This window comes from Actinomycetota bacterium (assembly GCA_019347675.1).
In the GTDB taxonomy this organism is placed as follows: domain Bacteria; phylum Actinomycetota; class Nitriliruptoria; order Nitriliruptorales; family JAHWKO01; genus JAHWKW01.
The window spans coordinates 90,835-109,117 of sequence record JAHWKW010000005.1; the positions used below are offsets into that span (position 1 = coordinate 90,835).

The 18,283-nt window shown below is 71.2% G+C and carries 14 protein-coding genes; 11 read left to right on the plus strand and 3 right to left on the minus strand.

Going from position 1 to position 18,283, the window contains the following annotated elements; translation table 11 throughout:
• Positions 1–3: 3 nt before the first annotated feature.
• On the minus strand, positions 4–2,259 hold the full coding sequence (locus tag KY462_04665) for a cell wall-binding repeat-containing protein (GenBank protein MBW3577025.1): 2,256 nt from the start codon (positions 2,257–2,259) through the stop codon (positions 4–6).
• A gap of 175 nt (positions 2,260–2,434) precedes the next feature.
• Between KY462_04665 and purN the strand changes: the two genes are divergently transcribed.
• The 5 genes from purN (at position 2,435) to KY462_04690 (ending at position 8,775) form a co-directional block, all read left to right on the plus strand.
• Positions 2,435–3,055: a phosphoribosylglycinamide formyltransferase gene (purN, locus tag KY462_04670; protein ID MBW3577026.1), complete on the plus strand. Its 621-nt coding sequence runs from the start codon at positions 2,435–2,437 to the stop codon at positions 3,053–3,055.
• The gene (gene purH, locus KY462_04675) at positions 3,052–4,635 is read left to right on the plus strand and encodes a bifunctional phosphoribosylaminoimidazolecarboxamide formyltransferase/IMP cyclohydrolase (GenBank protein ID MBW3577027.1); all 1,584 of its coding nucleotides are present in this window, start codon (positions 3,052–3,054) and stop codon (positions 4,633–4,635) included. Before purN ends, purH begins: the two co-directional genes overlap by 4 nt.
• A 78-nt stretch (positions 4,636–4,713) precedes the next feature.
• On the plus strand, positions 4,714–5,589 hold the full coding sequence (folD, locus tag KY462_04680) for a bifunctional methylenetetrahydrofolate dehydrogenase/methenyltetrahydrofolate cyclohydrolase FolD (protein MBW3577028.1): 876 nt from the start codon (positions 4,714–4,716) through the stop codon (positions 5,587–5,589).
• 345 nt (positions 5,590–5,934) lie between these two features.
• Positions 5,935–6,924, plus strand: coding sequence for a malate dehydrogenase (locus KY462_04685; protein MBW3577029.1), 990 nt, complete (start codon positions 5,935–5,937; stop codon positions 6,922–6,924).
• 57 nt (positions 6,925–6,981) lie between these two features.
• A complete protein-coding gene (locus tag KY462_04690; protein MBW3577030.1) occupies positions 6,982–8,775 on the plus strand; it encodes a DUF2071 domain-containing protein in 1,794 nt (597 codons plus the stop codon).
• A gap of 45 nt (positions 8,776–8,820) precedes the next feature.
• Here KY462_04690 and KY462_04695 read toward each other — a convergent pair whose 3' ends face one another.
• On the minus strand, positions 8,821–9,267 hold the full coding sequence (locus KY462_04695; protein MBW3577031.1) for a hypothetical protein: 447 nt from the start codon (positions 9,265–9,267) through the stop codon (positions 8,821–8,823).
• 121 nt (positions 9,268–9,388) lie between these two features.
• On the opposite strand from KY462_04695, the gene trpS reads away from it, so the two are divergent.
• Complete coding sequence (gene trpS, locus KY462_04700) at positions 9,389–10,681, plus strand: tryptophan--tRNA ligase (GenBank protein ID MBW3577032.1); 1,293 nt, start codon at positions 9,389–9,391, stop codon at positions 10,679–10,681.
• A gap of 7 nt (positions 10,682–10,688) precedes the next feature.
• Here trpS and KY462_04705 read toward each other — a convergent pair whose 3' ends face one another.
• Entirely contained in the window at positions 10,689–11,921 is a 1,233-nt protein-coding gene (locus KY462_04705) for a glutamate dehydrogenase (protein MBW3577033.1), read from the minus strand.
• Between the two features lie 140 nt (positions 11,922–12,061).
• Here KY462_04705 and KY462_04710 point away from each other — a divergent pair, with 140 nt between their 5' ends.
• The 5 genes from KY462_04710 to KY462_04730 all read left to right on the plus strand — a co-directional run bounded on the left by KY462_04710 (position 12,062) and on the right by KY462_04730 (position 18,234).
• Positions 12,062–12,826: a succinate dehydrogenase cytochrome b subunit gene (locus KY462_04710; GenBank protein ID MBW3577034.1), complete on the plus strand. Its 765-nt coding sequence runs from the start codon at positions 12,062–12,064 to the stop codon at positions 12,824–12,826.
• Between the two features lie 113 nt (positions 12,827–12,939).
• Complete coding sequence (locus KY462_04715; GenBank protein ID MBW3577035.1) at positions 12,940–14,880, plus strand: fumarate reductase/succinate dehydrogenase flavoprotein subunit; 1,941 nt, start codon at positions 12,940–12,942, stop codon at positions 14,878–14,880.
• 41 nt (positions 14,881–14,921) lie between these two features.
• Complete coding sequence (locus KY462_04720) at positions 14,922–15,680, plus strand: succinate dehydrogenase/fumarate reductase iron-sulfur subunit (protein MBW3577036.1); 759 nt, start codon at positions 14,922–14,924, stop codon at positions 15,678–15,680.
• Entirely contained in the window at positions 15,677–16,627 is a 951-nt protein-coding gene (locus KY462_04725; GenBank protein MBW3577037.1) for a DUF3500 domain-containing protein, read from the plus strand. The genes KY462_04720 and KY462_04725 overlap by 4 nt, the downstream gene beginning before the upstream one ends.
• A 14-nt stretch (positions 16,628–16,641) precedes the next feature.
• A complete protein-coding gene (locus tag KY462_04730; GenBank protein ID MBW3577038.1) occupies positions 16,642–18,234 on the plus strand; it encodes a methylmalonyl-CoA mutase in 1,593 nt (530 codons plus the stop codon).
• Positions 18,235–18,283: the final 49 nt, after the last annotated feature.

An 18,283-nucleotide genomic window follows, 5' to 3' on the forward strand; every position in this document is an offset into this window, starting at 1 on the left:
CCGTCAGCGCAGCGACGGTGCCGGCGCCGGCTCGGCGAAGAGCCCGTCACGCAGCCCGGCGAACACCCCGCCGAACGGCGGGTTCCTCTCGTCCTGCTGCGCCGAGTACACCACCGCACCGTCGGTTGCGGACAGCGCGTGTTCGAGCTGTCGCAGCGACGCCGACGGTGGGTTGAGGAACGCTCCCTGCCCGACCGCCACGATCCCGTCGGATGCTCCAGCGATCCCCGCCGCGAAGTCGGTCCACTGCGCGAAGTACCCCGGCCAGCGGGCCTCGTCGAAGTACGCCATCGGGAAGACGGCGTCGACCAGGCCGTCCGCGACCCACGACGGCCAGTCCTGCAGCGTCCAGCGGTACGCGGGCGTGTCGGCGAAGCGTCGCCCGTCGCGGGGACCCTCGCCCCAGGCGATCACCGCGGCGGTGACCGCCACGTCGGGACGCACCGCGTGGACCGCCTCGGTGATCCGCGCAGCCAGCTGCCGGGTCTGGGCCCGGCGCCAGTCCAGCCACGCCGGATCGTCGGGTGCGGGCGGTCCGCTGCGGCCGAGCTGGTCGTTGAACCGGGCGACGGCGGTCGGGTTGTAGCCGTAGCACGCCTCGACCAGGCGGCCGTCGCCGCGCCGGCACGTGCCCGGGTAGCGCAGGTAGTCGAGGTGGACCGCGTCGACGGCGTAGCGCTCGACGATCTCCCGGTACACCGCCACCGCGTGGTCCTGCACGGCGGGGTGGCCGGGGTCCAGCGCGAAGGTGTCACGGTCGGTACGGCCCTCGACGTCGTAGGTGGCCCAGTCGTCGCCGCTTCCGGGCCCGTGGAGGCGCCAGACGTGGTCGGCGGGCAGGTTGGCGCAGTCGTACGCCGTGGGGTGGCACGCCGGCAGCGTCGGGACCCACGCGTGGACCGCCAGTCCCCGGTCGCGCGCCGCCGGCAACAGGCGGGCCAGCAGGTCCAAGCCGGCCGGCATCGTGGGGTCGTTCGTGCGCGGCAGGACCTGCGAGGTGTAGTAGGCGTCCTGTCGGCGCGCGACCTCGACGATCACGGTGTTGAGGTTCGCGGCCGCGGCGGCGTCCAGGACCCGGTCGATCGAGCGCGGCGACTTCAACGCCTCATCGAACAGGTGCACCCAGGTTCCACGCAGCTGCGGCGCCGGCCCACCGACCGTGGCTTCCTGGTAACGGGCCTCCAGGGCAGCCACCAGCTCGGCGGACAGGACGGCCTGGCCGCCCACCAGCCGGACCAGCGCGGTCGGGGTCAGCCCGCCCAGGCGCAGGTAGCGGTCGGTGCCGTGGCCAGGCCGGTCCCGCTCGGCGTACAGCACGACGCCCCCGCCGGGGCGCGCGGCCGACCACCCCGCGCCGATGGCGTCGACCAGGTGCCGGTCGGCGCCGTTGGCCAGGTGGATGCGACCGTCCACCGGGAACGCGCGCGCCACCGAAGCGGCTGTCTCGAAGCGATCCCCGCCGGACACCCGACGGATCCGGTCACGCCCGACCAGGTCGGCCAGACGCGCCTCCGCTGCGTCGGACACCACGCCGTACCCGCCGACGACCACGACCTGTTCCACCCCGTTCAGAGCGTCGGCGGTGACGTCGGGGACGACGTCGCTGTCGACCAGCAGCAGCGCCGCGCCGGCCCGAGCCGCCGGGGCTCCGGCCACCAGAGCGTCGGCGGGGCGGAAGCCGTTCACGACGAACGCGGTGCCGCCGGCTCGCGCTTCACGTGACACCGCCACGGCGGTCGCGAAGCGGTCCTCGCCCGCGACGCGACGCAGCGTCGCCTGCGGTGCCGCCGCGGCCGCCTCGGCCACGACCGCGTCGCTCACCGCTGCGGGACCGCCGAGGACCAGCACCTCCAGCGGGCGCAGCCGACGCAGTTCGTCGCGGGTGGGGACTGGGAGCGACTGGGGGTCTGTGAGCAGGACCGGGCCGCCGACCGCGTCGGCCAGGACGGTCCCGGCCAGCGCGTCAGGCCAGCCGCCGTGGTCGTCGCCGCGAGCCAGCACCACCGCCGGTGCGACACCGGCGAACGCCGCCTTCGAGGCGCACGCCGAGGTGGCGTACCGGTCTGGCCCAGCGACCCGGTCGACCGCGCGGACGGTGCTGGCCCGCTGAGGGCACTCGCCGGTCGCGCCGACCTGTCCAGCCGCCGCCGTCGTGGACGTGCCGGCGCCCGAGCGGTCGCCGGATCCCAGGAGCAGCGACGGGGATGCCAGCAGTGGCAGGGCCAGCAGCAGGCCGGCGAGCTGTCTGCCCCGACGCACCGAGCGCCTCCAGGTCGGTCGACGCGGCGGATGGTAGAGGCGTCGGCGTGTCGGCGCTCCGAATCGCGCGCGCCACTACGCTCGGCCTCCCGCCAGCCCGGAGACGCACGTGTCGGACCCGACCACGCGAGCGCGCCCCATCGCGGTGCTCGTCTCGGGATCCGGGACCAACCTGATGGCCCTGGTCGATGCGATCGACCGGGACGCGACGTTCGGGGGGCAGGTCGTCGTGGTCGGGAGCGACCGTCCCGGCTGTCTCGGACTGGAACGTGCTCGCCAGCGCGGCATCCTGACCGTGGTCGAGGCCGTCGATGCCCACTCCGACCGGCCGACCTGGGAGCGAGCCCTGGTCGGGCGGCTTCAGCAGCACCGGCCTGACGTGGTGGTCCTCGCCGGATTCATGCGGCTGCTGTCACCGGCCTTCCTCGCTGGTTGGCCGCAGGCGGTCGTCAACGTCCACCCGTCGTTGCTCCCCGCCTTCCCTGGCGCCCACGGCGTCCGAGACGCCCTCGCCCACGGGGTCAAGGTGACCGGCACCACGGTGCACATCGTCGACGAGCACGTCGATCACGGCCCGATCATCGCCCAACGGCCCGTCGAGGTCCGCGAGGACGACGACGTGACCACGCTCCACGAGCGCATCAAGGACGTGGAGCACGACCTGCTGCCGGCCGCCGTGAAGCTGGTCTGCCACGGTCGCGTCCGGATCGAGGGCCGCCGCACCCGGATCCTGCCGGCCGTCGACGCGCGCGCGCTCACGACACTCGATCTGGCCGACGCCGAGAGGATCCCGTGACCACCTCGCCGCAACACCCACCGGTGCGCCGGGCGTTGATCAGCGTGCACGACAAGCGCGGCGTGGCCGAGCTCGCCGCCGGCCTGGCGGAGCTCGGCATCGCGATCGTGTCGACCGGGTCGACCGCGCGACTGATCGCCGCCGCAGGGGTGGCCGTCACCGAGGCGGCAGCCGTGACCGGCTTCCCCGAGTGCCTTGACGGCCGGGTCAAGACGTTGCACCCGCGGCTGCACGCGGGGATCCTCGCCGACCGTTCCAAGCCCGAGCACCTCGCGCAGCTCGACCAGCTCGGGATCGACCCGGTCGACCTCGTCGTCGTCAACCTCTACCCGTTCCGCGAGACGGTCGCGGCCGGCGCGGCCGACGCCGCGGTCGCGGAGATGATCGACATCGGCGGACCGACGCTCGTGCGCGGCGCCGCCAAGAACCACGCCGGGGTCACGGTGGTCGTCGACCCCGACGACTACGACACGGTGCTGCTGAGCCAACTGCGTCACCACGGCGGGCTGGACGCCACGACGCGTCACCAGCTCGCGGCCAAAGCCTTCCGTCACACCGCCGCCTACGACGCGGCCATCGCGGCGTGGTTCCAGCGCGACGAGCCGTTCCCGGTGCAGTACGGGCCCGTCTTCGAGCGGGTCCAGGTGCTGCGGTACGGCGAGAACCCGCACCAACGCGCCGCCTACTACGCCGACTCGTCGCAGGACCGGTGGGGCCTGGCGTCCGCTGTCCAGCACCACGGCAAGGAACTGTCCTACAACAACCTGCTCGACACCGATGCGGCATGGGCGATCGTGAACGAGTTCCCCCGGCCGTGCGTTGCGATCATCAAGCACACCAACCCAGCCGGGGTCGCGCTCGCCGACGACCTTCCGACCGCCTACCAGCGGGCACTGGAAGGTGATCCGGTGTCGGCCTTCGGGGGGATCGTGGCCGCCAACCGCCGGGTCGACGCGGCCACCGCCGAGCTGATCGCCGCGGTGTTCACCGAGGTCGTGGTCGCCCCCGGGTACGACGGCGACGCGTTGGACGTGCTCGGCACCAAGGCGAACCTGCGCGTGCTGGAGATCGTGCGGCCGGCGGTGGCCGTGGTCCGCGACGACCCCGAGCTCCCCGGCGCCCCGCCCGCTGCGGTCCGAAGCATCGCGGGCGGCCTGCTCGTCCAGGACGCCGACGTCGCACCGCCGGCGCGGCACGAGTGGCGGACGGTGAGCAGCGCGACCGCCGACGACGCCACGATGTCGGATCTGAGCTTCGCGTGGACGGTGGCCAAACACGTGAAGTCGAACGCGATCGTCGTCGTCCGCGACCAGCAGGTCGTGGGCATCGGCGCCGGCCAGATGAGCCGCGTTGACGCGGTCCGGCTGGCGGTGGACAAGTCGCGGGATCGCAGCGCCGGTGCGGTGCTGGCCAGCGACGCGTTCTTCCCGTTCCGTGACGGCCCGGACGCCGCCGCCGCAGCCGGGGTCGTGGCGATCATCCAGCCCGGCGGCTCCGTCCGCGACGACGAGGTCGTCGCCGCAGCCGACGAGCACGGCCTCGTGATGGTCCTCACCGGCCGGCGACACTTCCGTCATTGAGCGCCAGGCGGATCACTGCCGAGCCGACCGCTCGCGCCGTTCGCAGCAGCCGCTCACCCGCCCGCGACAGGAGGGACCGTGACCGCCAGAGTGCTCGACGGGCGGGACCTCGCCCAACGCCAACGCGCACGCATCGCCGACGAGGTCGCCGCGCTCGAGCGCGACCACGGCATCACCCCCGGCCTCGCCGCGGTCCTGGTCGGCGACGATCCGGCCTCGAAGGTCTACGTCGACGCCAAGCACCGCGCATGCCAGGCCGTGGGCATCGCCAGCCGGCAGGTCGAGCTCCACTCCGCCACGACCGAGCCGGAGCTGCTGGAGGTGATCGAGCTGCTCAACGCCGACGACGCCATCGACGGGATCCTGGTGCAGCTGCCGCTCCCGCTGAGCATCGGGCCGACCACCATCCAGGAGGCGGTCGACCCGGCCAAGGACGTCGACGCGTTGCATCCCGAGTCGGCGGGGCGGCTGCTGGCCGGCGACCCGACCTTCATGCCCTGTACCCCCTACGGGATCCTGGAGATGCTCCGCGACGCCCAGGTCGACCTGGTCGGCGCACGAGTGGTCGTCGTGGGCCGCTCGATCCTCGTGGGCCGGCCGCTGTCGGTGCTGCTGTCGAGCAAGGGCGTCGACGCGACGGTGGTTCAGACCCACTCGCGCACCAAGGACCTTCCCGGTGAGTGCCGCCGAGCCGATGTGCTGGTCGCGGCGGTGGGGGTCCCACGGCTGGTGCTCGCCGACTGGGTGCGCCCCGGGGCGGTGGTGATCGATGTCGGCATCAACCGGCTCGAAGACGGCAGGCTGGTCGGCGACGTCGACTTCGACCGGGTCAAGGAGGTGGCCGGCGCGATCTCGCCGGTCCCGGGCGGGGTCGGACCGATGACGGTGACGATGCTGCTGCAGAACACGCTCGAGGCGGCCCGGGCGCGGCACGGGCTGCCACGCCGGCCGTGACGCCCCGACGCCGGAGAGACCGTGACGATCTTCGACACGTCCGGTGTCGAGCCGTGCTCCGTCCTGGACCGGATCGAGGTCGACACCGGCGACCGCAGGTGACGATCACGCTGTACGAAGGTCAGGTGACGATCACGCTGTACGAAGGTCACGACCCCCACGCCGCGACGTCGCCTGCATCGAGATCGCCACGCACAAGGCGGTGCGGCTCCACCTACCGGAGGCGTTGGCCGGGCGGGCGATCGCCGACGGGGCTGCCGGCTGACCCGCCAGGTTGACGAGGCCGCGGCGAAAGCCGCCTGGTTACGCTGGCCGCGACACCAACCACACGACAGGAGCGTCGCGATGGCCCGGCCGATCCGGATCGCCGTCACAGGAGCCGCCGGCCAGATCTCCTACGCGCTCCTGCCGCGGATCGCATCGGGAGACATGTTCGGCGGGGTCACGCCGGTCGTCCTGCAACTGGTCGAGATCCCCGCGGCCATGGGTGCACTGCGTGGCGTGGCCATGGAGCTCGAGGACTGCGCCTTGCCGCTCCTGGAGGGGATCGAGCTGAGCGACGACCCTCATGACGGCTTCGACGGTGCCAACGTGGTCCTGCTCCTGGGAGCCAAACCGCGCGGCAAGGGCCAGGAACGCCAGGATCTGATCCGCGAGAACGGGCCGATCTTCGCCGGGCACGGCGAGGCGATCGCGGCCGTGGCCGCCGACGACGTGCGGGTCCTGGTCGTCGGGAACCCGGCGAACACCAACGCGCTGATCGCGCAGTCCAACGCCGAGGGAGTGCCGCCCGAGCGGTTCACCGCCATGACCCGTCTCGACGAGAACCGCGCCACCGCCCAACTGGCGCACAAGGGCGACGTGCCGGTCACCGAGGTAACCCACGTTGCGATCTGGGGCAACCACAGCGCGACGCAGTTCCCCGACTTCGAGCACGCCCGCATCGGCGGACAACCCGCAGCCGACGTGATCAACGACCGCGACTGGCTCGTGGAGACGTTCATCCCCACGGTGCAGGAGCGGGGCGCCGCCATCATCGACGCGCGCGGGCAGTCCTCGGCGATGTCCGCCGCGAACGCCGTGGTCGGCCACATCGGTGACTGGCTCGGCGGGACGCCGACCCCGCACGGCCACTGGGAGTCGATGGCGGTGCTGTCGGACGGCTCGTACGGGGTCGACGAGGGACTGATGTGCAGCTTCCCCGTTCGCGCCGACGGGGATGGCAACTACGACATCGTCGATGACCTCGAACTGTCGGAGTTCGCCCGGGAACGCATCGATCTGTCGGTTGCAGAGCTGCGCGAGGAGCGCGACGTGGTCGCCGACCTGCTCTAGGTCGGCTGTCGGGACGTGCACTAGCGTCACAGGTCGCAACCGGGTACAGGAGCCTGCGTGGACACCGCCGTCCGCCTGCGGACCAACGCCTGGTGGCTCGTCGCGGGCACGCTCGGCATGCTGCTCGCGGCGCTGATCGGACCGCAGGTCGCGGCGCCGGCGCTGGATGTGCGCTGGACGGGCGTCCTGGCGCTTGCGGCGATCGGCGGGATCACCACCGCGGCGGTCGGCCCTCGTCTGCTGCCGCTGGCCGTCGCTCGGGGGCGGCGGTTGCGTCCGTTGACGCAGGGAGCGGCGGTGGGGCTCGTCTCGGCGGCGGTCACCGCCGTGGGGGTGTCGCTGTTCCCCGACGTGCTCGCCCCGGTCGAGATCCGCGTCGGTCACGGCTTCCCCGACCTGCTGTTGGGCGCGCTGCTGTGGGCGGTCCCCGCAGCAGGCGTCGCCGGAGCGGTCCTGGGGCTGGCCGGTTGGGCGGTCGTCGCCCAGCGTGACGCGGTGCGGGCGGCTGTGGGGCTGGTCGGCGGCGCCGGGATCGCGTCGTTGCTGGCGTGGAGCGCCGCCGGTGCGAACCTGCTCGCGTCGACGCTCACGGGCGCGGCCCTCGCGGATGGTTCGGCGGGGGCCGGCCCGGTCGCCGACCGCGCTGCGGCGGTCGTGGCAGCCGGAGCTGGGTGGCCGCTGGCGTGGGCGTCGTGGGGGCTGGCCAGCCTGGGGCTGCTCGCGATCCTGGTGCTCCTCGCCGAGCGCGCGCCCCCGCAGTGGCGGCCGGTCGCGGTCGCGGTCGCATCGGTGGCGGTGGCGGCCGACCTGGTCGCGTTCGCGCTGCTCGGAGCAGCGCTCCCCGCGGTCGCGCCGGCCGCAGCCGAAGGCGCCATCGGGGCGTTCCTGGCGATCGAGTGGACCGCGCTGGCGTTGAGCGGCCTGGGCGGGAACGTGGTCTACGGCGTGGTGGGGCTGGCGCTGGTCCGGACGGCGGGGCGCCGTCTGCACCCGCTGGTGCGGCTGGTGGGCCTCGCGGCGTTCGCCGCCGCCATCGTCAGCGGCGTCGGCCTGGTGGCGGTGCCGCACTGGTTCGGCCCGATCGTCGGCGTGAGCGTCGGCTTGTTCGTCGCGTTCGCCGTCGGGTTCGGCTGGCAGCTGGCGACGTCCCGCCGCACCCAGCCCGCCGCCGAGGCGGCAGTCCGCCGGGCGGTCCGTGCGCTGGTCCCCCTGCACCCGGTCTCGTTCACCGCCCAGCTCGGCCACCTGGTCGCGGTCGAACTGGCTTGTGATCCGTCACGTGTCGCCCCGCTGCTGCCCCCGGGCCTCGTGCCGTCGCGCCGCGACGGGCGGGCGCGGATCATCCTCCTCGGGGCGGTGACCCGACGGGCGCGCATCGCTGGCTTGCCACGGGCGCTGGGGCTGCCGGCCAGCCCCACCGTCGTGCTGCAGGCCGAGGCGGTCGACAACAGCGGTGAGCGCGTGGCGACCTACCTGCGTGGCTGGGCGGACGGCACCTTCGGGGCGGCGGCGATGCACTGGCTGACGGAGCTGCAGCTGTCGCGCGTGGATCTGCAGCTGCGGGCGACCGAACGGCAGTGGCTGGCGCGGGGATCGGCAGGCTCCGTGCGGTTGCAGCTGGAGACCGATTCCACCGCCAGGGGTGTCGACGACGTGGCTCCCGGCGTGGCGGTCGTGGCCCGTGGCGGGCGCCTGGCCGAGGTCCCGGTCCGCATCAGCGGCGCCCAGTCGCGCCCCGCACGGGTGACCGCGCTCGGTGTCCCGTTCCTCGACCGGCTCGGCGCGCAGGTGGTGGGCGCGGCGTTCCTGGGTGACGCGGTGGCGGCCACCGGTCGGGCGCGTTGGCGCTGAGCCGCGTCCGTCGTCGACGCAACCGGTTTCACGCCGGTGACCGACTCAACGGGTCTCGATGTCGATCACGAGCCGCTGGGGGTCGTCGAGGCGCGCGACCCGGTAAGGGCGGACGTCCCGGAGCCCGACGAAGAACTCTTGGCGCCCCTCGAAGAGGACATCGTCGAGGATCTCGACGACCACGTCGGTGTCCGTGGGCCGGAGCCGCTCGGGACCTTGGCGCGGCTGAGCCGGTGCATCGCCGGGGTAGGCGATGTGGGTCAGCGCGATCCTCAACACCGCGTCACCCTCGATCGAGACGGGGTCGCCCGAGCCCTGCGAGCGTGGGTCGTCGTCGTACTCGATGCGCCACCCGACGTCTCCCTGCCCCGCGATCTCGAAGACGAGTCGGTCGAAGGCGTCGTGCCCGCTGACACGGACGTCGGTGACGACCAGCATCGAACCGTCGGGGTCCTGCGTCGCGGCTGCTGTGGTGGCCGGCCCGGGCACCATCGGTGGCGCGTGCGTCCCGGCCGGCGACGGGCCCTGGGTCCCAGACGGGGAGGGCCCATCCGTGGTCGGCGACGGCGACCCCGTGGGTTGTGTCGTGGGTGCTGTCGGGCCCGGCGAGGTGATGGCTTCGTTGGAGCCGTCCCCGTTCCCGCACGCGGACACGGCAACCACGAGGGCGGCGAGGATCAGCGCGCATGTTGGGATTTTCACGGTGAGGTCCTGGCGACGGATCAACCAACCGACGCGACTCGAGGCGCAGCGTCGTGTCCGTCGCATCGGCCCGTCATCGTGCAGTCTGGTGGACGGACGATCTTTCGCCAACCGCGGGGACCTGTGGTTTCCTGACCGTCTGACGACAGGAGATCCTGTGACACGCGTGTTGTCGGGGATCCAGCCGACCGGGGGACTCCACGTCGGCAACTACCTCGGAGCCGTCCGCCGCTGGGTCGAGGACCAGGACCGCGTTGACGGTTTCTTCTGCATCGTCGACCTGCATGCCATGACGGTGCCGCACGATCCGGCACAACTGCGCGAGGACACCTTGCGCCTGGCGGCCACACTGTTCGCCGCCGGACTCGACCCGCGCCGTTCGACGATCTTCCTTCAGAGCCACGTCCCCGCGCACGCGGAGCTGCAGTGGCTGCTGAACTGCGTGGCGTCCATGGGGGAACTGAACCGCATGGTGCAGTGGAAGGAGAAATCGGCGGGGCGGGAGTTCGTCAGCGTTGCGCTGTTCGATTATCCCGTGCTGCAAGCAGCCGACATCCTGCTGTATCAGGCCGACGAGGTCCCCGTGGGCGAGGACCAGCGACAGCACATCGAGCTCACCCGCGACCTCGCCCAGCGCTTCAACCATCGTTTCGGGAGCGTGTTCACGATCCCGAACGCCGCCATCCCCAAGGCCGGGGCGCGGGTGATGGACCTTCAGCTGGTCGACAAGAAGATGTCCAAGTCCCTCGACAGCCCCAAGGGGACGATCAACCTCACCGACACGCCGAAGCAGATCACGCGGAAGGTCATGGCTGCGGTGACCGACAGCGGGAGCGAGATCCGAGCCGCCCCCACCAAGCAGGGCGTCACCAACCTGCTTGACCTCATGAGCGCCGTGACCGGCGAAGACGTCGCGTCGCTGCAGGAACGCTTCGCCGGCCGTGGATACGGGGAGTTCAAGAAGGAAGTCGCCGAAGCGGTGGTCGAGCTGCTACGGCCCGTCCAGGACCGCTACCAGCAGCTGGCCAGCGACCTCGTGCAGCTGCAGGGACTGCTCGCCGTCGGAGCTGACAAAGCTCACGAGGTGGCGTCCGCGACGCTCGCCGCAGCCAAGGACGCCGTCGGGCTGGTCCCCCCGGTCGGCGAGCGGTGGACCGACGTGGCGCTGGCGGCACCCCAGCAGGACACCTCGCCGGCGTGGTGAGCCCGCGTCAGATGTAGCCGCGTAGCGTCGCGGCTTCGGCGACTCGGTCGACCGCGAGCGCGAACGCTGCCTGGCGCGGGGACACCCCCTTCCGCTCGGCGAAGTCACGGACCTCGTGGTACGCGCGCGTGAGCCGCTTGTGCAGCCGGGCGTTGACCTCGTCCTCGTCCCAGCGGAACTCCTGCACGTTCTGCACCCACTCGAAGTAGGAGACGGTCACGCCACCGGCGTTGGCGAGGATGTCCGGGATGATGGTGATCCCGTTGTCAGCCAGGATGCGGTCGGCGGCCGGGGTGGTGGGATGGTTGGCGCCCTCCACCACCAGCTTCGCCTGCACACGGTCGGCGTTGTCGGCGGTGATCACCTCCCCGAGGGCGGCAGGGATCACGATGTCGACGTCGAGCAACAGCACGTCGTCGGGGCGGTCGAGCGGCTCCCCGCCGGGGAAGTTCGCCACGGAACCGCTGTCTCGAACCTCGTCCAGGAGCTTGTCCACGTCCAGGCCGTCACCGTGGAAGACGCCACCGGCGGCGTCGGACACCGCCACGACCCGGTACCCCGCGTCGTGCGCCAGCCGCGCGGCCCACGACCCGACGTTGCCGAAGCCCTGGATCGCCACCGTCAGCGACCCGCTCAGACCCGCGTCGCGGACGGCTTCGTCGGTGAGGGCCACCACCCCACGGCCGGTTGCAGCCTCACGGCCGTAGGAGCCACCCAGCGCGATCGGCTTCCCCGTGACGATCTGCGGGGTGTGACCCATCCTGCGGCCGTACTGGTCCATGATCCACGCCATGACCTGCGCGTTGGTGTTGACGTCCGGAGCCGGGATATCACGGTTGGGGCCGATGATGTGGCTGATCTGGTCGGTGTAGCGCCGCGTCATCCCCTCCCGCTCCCGCGTTGACATCCCCGTGGGATCCACCTCGATCCCGCCCTTGGCGCCTCCGAACGGCAGCTCCACCAGGGCGGTCTTCCACGTCATGAGCGACGCCAGCGCGCGCACCTCCTCGATGTGGGCGCTGGGGTGGTACCGCAGGCCGCCCTTGTACGGCCCGCGCGCACCGTTGTGCTGCACCCGGTAGCCCACGTACAGGTCGACGGCCCCGTCGTCGCGGCGGCCCGGGACCTGCACGCGCAGCTCGCGGTAGGTGCCGCGCAACGCGTCACGGACGGCAGCGCGCAGGCCGACGACGTCCGCGGCCTCCTCGAAGAAGTAGTTGACCGCCTCGAAGGGGGTCATCGCGTCGCGCAGCTCGACCACCGTGGGCTCCCGCTCGGGTGCGCGTCCATGGTGGCAGCCGACCGCCCCGGGCGCATCGCGGCTGATCGGCCGCCAGGGCGGCGTTGCTAGCCTCGTCGCGCCGCCGCAGGAGAAGATCGATGCCGACGCCAACGCCGACCGAATCGGCGCGCATCGACCCGACGCGGCGAGCGCCGAGGAAACAACCGCGCCGCAGCCGCCGCTCCTTCTGGCTGCTGGAGCTGTACCGGTCGGCTCTCGGCAAGAAGTACGTCATGGCGTTGACCGGGATCGTGCTCCTGGCGTTCGTCCTCGCCCACATGATCGGGAACTTCAAGCTGTACGTGGGCGAGGACGAGATGAACCACTACGCGGAGTGGCTCCGGGGGCTGATGGTTCCGGCGCTGCCCGAGACCGTGTTCCTGTGGATGATGCGCTCGGTGCTGATCGCGTCGTTCGTCTTCCACGTCCACGCCAGCTACGCGCTGACGGTGATGAATCGGCGAGCGCGCACGGTCCCGTACCAGTCGAGACGCGACTACGTCGCGGCGAACTTCGCGGCGCGGACCATGCGCTGGAGCGGGGTCATCGTCGGCCTGTTCGTGGTGTTCCACCTCGCCGACCTGACGTGGGGGTTCGCCAACCCCGGGTTCGACCGCGGAGAGGTGTACGACAACGTGGTCGTCAGCTTCTCGCGCTGGCCGGTCTCGCTGTTCTACATCGCGGCCAACATCGCGCTCGCCTACCACATCTACCACGGAGCGTGGAGCCTGTTCCAGAGCATGGGATGGAACGCACCTCGCTTCAACCGCTGGCGGAACGGCTTCGCGGTGACGTTCGCGGTCGTGATCGGCGTCGGTAACGTGTCGTTCCCGATCGCGGTGCTGGGGGGACTCGTGCGATGAGCGAGCAGCCCAGCCGTCCCCCGTCCTCGGAACGTCACCGGCCCGCCGGCCCGATCTCCGAGGACGCCCCGTCCGAGCTGCCGACGCGGTCGCCGGATCAACCGCCGGGGTCGATGTCACAGCCGGGCGCGTCCGGTGATGTGCTCGACGGCAGGATTCCACGCGGACCTCTGCACGACAAGTGGGACAACCACCGGTTCGACATCAAGCTGGTCAACCCGGCGAACAAGCGTCGTTTCACGATCATCGTGGTCGGCACCGGCCTGGCCGGCGCATCCGCTGCCGCGACGTTGGGTGAGCTCGGGTACAACGTCGAGGCCTTCACCTACCACGACTCCCCGCGTCGCGCGCACTCGATCGCGGCGCAGGGCGGCATCAACGCGGCCAAGAACTACCGCAGCGACGGTGACTCGATCTGGCGGTTGTTCTACGACACGGTCAAGGGGGGTGACTACCGCTCGCGTGAAGCGAACGTCTACCGGCTGGCGCAGCTCAGCCTGGAGATCATCGACCAGGCGGTGGCGCAGGGTGTGCCGTTCGCCCGCGAGTACGGCGGGCTGCTGGACACCCGATCGTTCGGTGGCGCCCAGGTGTCGCGGACCTTCTACGCCCGTGGGCAGACCGGTCAGCAGCTGCTGCTGGGCTGCTATCAGGCGATGCTGCGGCAGGTCGACGCCGGCACGGTGAGGCTGCACACCCGTCACGAGATGCTCGACGTGGTCGTGGTGGACGGCCGCGCCGTCGGCGTCGTCGTTCGCGACCTGCTGACCGGCGAGATCACCTCCCACTCCGCACACGCGATCGTCCTGGCCACGGGCGGCTACTCCAATTCCTTCTTCCTGTCCACAAACGCCGTGAACAGCAACGCGACCGCCATCTGGCGGGCGCACAAGAAGGGCGCGCTGTTCGCGAACCCCTGCTTCACCCAGATCCACCCGACCTGCATCCCCCAGTCGGAGGAGTTCCAGTCGAAGCTGACGTTGATGAGCGAGTCGCTCCGCAACGACGGGCGGATCTGGGTCCCGGCGGATCCCGGCGACGACCGGCCACCCAACCAGGTCCCCGCCGACGAACGCGACTACTACCTGGAGCGCATGTACCCGGCGTTCGGCAACCTCGTCCCGCGCGATGTCGCGTCCCGCGCGGCCAAGCGCATGATCGACCAGGAACGCGGGGTCGGTCCGCTCAACAACGGCGTCTACCTCGACTTCGGCGACGCCATCGGGCGTCTGGGGCGCGACACGATCGCCGACCGCTACGGCAACCTCTTCCAGATGTACGAGCGCATCACCGGTGACGACCCCTACCAGGTCCCGATGCGGATCTACCCGGCGCCCCACTACACCATGGGCGGCCTGTGGGTCGACTACAACCTGTCGACCACGGTCCCGGGTCTGTACGCGATCGGTGAGGCGAATTTCTCCGACCACGGTGCCAACCGGCTGGGTGCCAGCGCACTGATGCAGGGCCTGGCCGACGGTTACTTCATCATCCCGACCACGATCGGGGACTACCTCGCACCGCTGCTGGGAGAGGCCCCCGTCCCAACCGACCATCCCGAGTTCGAGCGGTCCGAACGGGCGATCCGCGACCAGATCGACCGGTTCATCGCGCTCAAGGGCACCCGTTCGGCGGCGTGGTTCCACCGGGAGCTCGGCCGGATCGTGTGGGAGCACTGCGGGATGATGCGCAGCCGCCCCGGCTTGGAGAAGGGGGTCGCGGAGATCCGGGGACTGCGCGACGAGTTCCGCAACGACCTGCGGGTGCTCCCCCAGACCAGCGAGACCCTCAACCAGGCGCTGGAGCGGGCGGGGCGGGTCGCCGATTTCTTCGAGCTCGCCGAGCTGATGTGCATCGACGCGCTGCACCGCGACGAGTCCGCAGGCGGGCATTTCCGCGAGGAGTACCAGACGGAGAATGGCGAGCCGCAGCGTCGCGACGACGACTTCTCCTACGTCGCCGCATGGGCGTTCAACCGGGTCGGGGAATGGGACCTGCTCAAGGAGGATCTGACCTTCGAGTACGTCGAGCTCAAGACGAGGACCTACGAGTGACCGAGCCCGGTGCCAGCAAGAGCCCTGCAGCCAGCGACGGGATGCGGATCACCGTGCGCGTGTGGCGCCAGACCGGTCCCTCCGCCCCGGGGCGGTTCGAGACGTACGTGGCCGACCGAGTCAGCGGCGAGATGTCGTTCCTGGAGATGCTCGATCAGATCAACGAGGAGCTGATCAGCGACGGCGACGAGCCCATCGCCTTCGACAGCGACTGTCGGGAGGGGATCTGCGGGTCCTGCGGCATGATGATCAACGGGCGGGCGCATGGCCCCTTGACCGCCACGGCGACCTGCCAGCTGCACATGCGTCACTTCCGCGACGGCGACGAGATCGTCGTCGAACCGTGGCGGGCGTCGGCGTTCCCGGTGATCAAGGACCTGGTGGTCAACCGCAGTTCCCTGGACCGGATCATCGAGGCCGGCGGCTACGTCTCGGTGAACACCGGCTCGGCGCCGGACGCGAACCTCATCCCGATCCCCAAGGACGTCGCCGACCGGGCCTTCGACGCGGCTGCGTGCATCGGGTGCGGGGCGTGCGTGGCCGCGTGCCCCAACGGCGCTGCACAGCTTTTCACCGCCTCCAAGGTGGCACACCTCGACATGCTCCCGCAGGGTCAGGCCGAGCGGTACTCGCGTGCGGCCGACATGGTCGACGTGATGGAGCAGTACTTCGGGTCGTGCACCAACTTCGCCGAGTGCGAGGCGGCGTGCCCCAAGGCGATCTCGATCGACTTCATCGCGATGATGAACCGCGACTACCTCAAGGCACAGTTCCACATCCGCCGCAAGCGCCAGGTGTGACCACCAGCGCGCAGCTCGCCCAGGCCGCACAGGCCTGGCTCGACACGCTCGATGACACGCGCCGACAACAGGCGAGCAGGCCGTTCGACGACGCCCGCCGGCAGTGGGCGTACACGCCGGGCCGCAGGGACGGGGTGGCGTTCGCCGGCATGCCGCGTGATCAGGCCAAGGCTGCGCACCGGCTCCTGGCCAGCGTGCTCCGCCCCCACGTCCACGCGCAGGTGGCCGCGATCATGGGACTCGAGGACGTGCTCGACGGCTTGGAGGGTGGGCGGCGGGACCGTCACGCCGGCGACTACTGGATGATCGTGCACGGCGAGCCGGGGGCCACCGCGTGGGGCTGGCGGTTGGAGGGCCATCACGTGTCGCTCAACGTCACCGTGGCGGCGGGCGATGTGCGCTGCGAACCGCTGTTCCTGGGCGCCAACCCGGCACGGCTCGCCGCCCCTGGCGGGACGGTGTTGGCGCCGCTCGGCCGCGAGGAGGAGCTCGGGTTCGCGTTGCTGTGGGCCCTGCCACCGGGCCGACGCGATCAGGCCTGGGTCTCGATGGACGCGCCCGGGGACGTCCTCACCGATGCGGCGGCGCAGCTGGACGGCAGCGTCGACGCGCAGGGTGTGGCGCTGGGGGCGTTGGTCGGTGAGGCCGACCGCCTCGCCGACACCCTCCTCGAGGTGTACCTCGAGCGGACGACCGGCGGAGACGACACGCGACGTGACCGGATCACCGCCGGACGGGATCAGCTGCGGTTCGCGTGGGCCGGCGGCGACCAGCCCGGCCAGCCCCACTACTACCGGCTGCAAGGGTCCCGGCTGCTGATCGAGCTGGACAACACTCAGAACGACGCCAACCACGTCCACACGGTCTGCCGGGATCCCCTCGGTGACTTCGGGGACGACCTGCTCCGCGCGCATATCCGAGCCGGACAGACCCCCGACGACGCGTGAATTACGCTGGCGGTATGAGCGACGTGCCACCGCGTCAGGCCGCAAGCGGGTTCGACGTTCCGGTGGTGTACGGACCCCGACACCCGGAGGCCTTCGATCCCGGACGGGATCTGGGCAGCCCGGGCGAGTACCCCTACACGCGTGGTCCGTACGCCACGATGTACCGCGGGCGGCCGTGGACGATCCGCCAGTACGCCGGGTTCGGGACCGCTGAGGAGACCAACCGCCGCTACCAGTACCTGCTCGAGCAGGGCACCACCGGCCTGTCGGTGGCCTTCGACCTGCCCACGCAGATGGGTCTGGACTCCGACCATCCCCGCGCCGACGGGGAGGTCGGCAAGGTCGGTGTTGCGATCGATTCGCTGGCGGACATGCGGCTGCTGTTCGACGGCATTCCGCTGGGCGACGTGTCGACCTCGATGACGATCAACGCCCCGGCGGCGCTGCTGCTGCTCCTCTACGAGCTCGTCGCCGAGGAGCAGGGCGTCGAGCCGGTGAAGCTCCGCGGCACCATCCAGAACGACGTCCTCAAGGAGTACATCGCCCGCGGGACCTACATCTACCCGCCCCGACCCAGCCTGCGGCTGGTCAGCGACACGTTCGCGTACTGCGCGGAGCACCTGCCACAGTTCCACACCATCTCGATCTCGGGCTACCACATCGGTGAGGCCGGGGCGACGCCCGTGCAGGAGATCGCCTTCACCCTGGCCAACGCCATCGCGTACGTGCAGGCTGCGATCGACGCGGGCCTGGACGTGGACACGTTCGCCCCGCGGCTGAGCTTCTTCTTCGTGGCCCGCACCAACCTGCTGGAAGAGATCGCCAAGTTCCGTGCTGCACGGCGTCTGTACGCGCGCATCATGAAGGAGCGGTTCGGTGCGCGCAGTGACCGGTCGATGCAGCTGCGATTCCACACGCAGACCGCCGGGGTGCAGCTGGCCGCCCAGCAGGCGGACGTGAACCTGATCCGCGTGACGATCCAGGCGCTCGCCGCGGCACTGGGCGGGACGCAGTCGCTGCACACCAACTCCTACGACGAGGCGCTGTCACTGCCCAGCGAGCATGCCGCCACGCTCGCGGTCCGCACCCAGCAGGTCCTGCAGCACGAGACCGACGTCACCGCGACCGTCGATCCGCTGGCGGGCGCGTACGCCGTGGAGGCCATGACCGATCAGGTGGAGGAGCTGGCCCGGGACTACCTGTCCCGCATCGAACAGCTCGGAGGTGCGGTCGAGGCGATCGAAGCCGGCTTCCAGAAGCGCGAGATCGAGCGTGCCGCCTACGAGCTGCAGCAGCGCATCGAACGCCAGGACCAGGTCGTCGTCGGGGTGAACCGCTACCAGACCGACGACGACGTCGACGTCGAGCTGCAGCGGGGCGACCCGCACGCGATCGCCCGACAGCTACAACGCACGCGCCGGCTGCGTCAGGAGCGCGATCAGGACGCCGTCGACGACGCGTTGGAGCAGGTACGCAAGATCGCACGTGGTGACCGCAACCTGCTCCCACCGATCAAGCAGGCGTTGCGGCTGCTGGCGACGGTCGGCGAGGTCTGCGACGTGCTCCGCGACGAGTTCGGCACGTACGTCCCACACGAGACGATCTAGGCCCCCGACGACAGCGCGCCGGTCGGTCGCACCACCGACCTGGGTTACC